At 48.2% G+C, this 257-nt stretch carries 1 protein-coding gene; it reads left to right on the forward strand.

Going from position 1 to position 257, the window contains the following annotated elements; genetic code table 11:
- The coding region (locus H8K52_RS20800) for a transposase (RefSeq protein WP_186924812.1) at positions 1 to 257 on the forward strand (257 nt) is incomplete at both ends.

The raw sequence follows: 257 nt of genomic DNA on the forward strand, positions 1-257 counted from the left end.
ATTGGCTATCTGTTCGGCATCCGATCCGAGCGCCAAATTGTTCGGGAGATTGAAGTCAATGTCGCTTATCGCTGGTTTCTCGGCTTACGACTGACTGATAAAATTCCAGATGCCTCGACGCTATCGCAGAATCGCCGTCGTCGTTTTGCTGGTACCGATATAGAACAAACCATCTTCGACACCATCGTTGAACAAGCGATTGGACATGGACTTATTGGTGGACGTGTCTTTTACAGCGATAGCACCCATCTCAAAGC

Source organism: Affinundibacterium seohonense, assembly GCF_014284305.1.
GTDB classification, from domain to species: Bacteria; Pseudomonadota; Gammaproteobacteria; order Burkholderiales; family Burkholderiaceae_D; genus Undibacterium; species Undibacterium seohonense.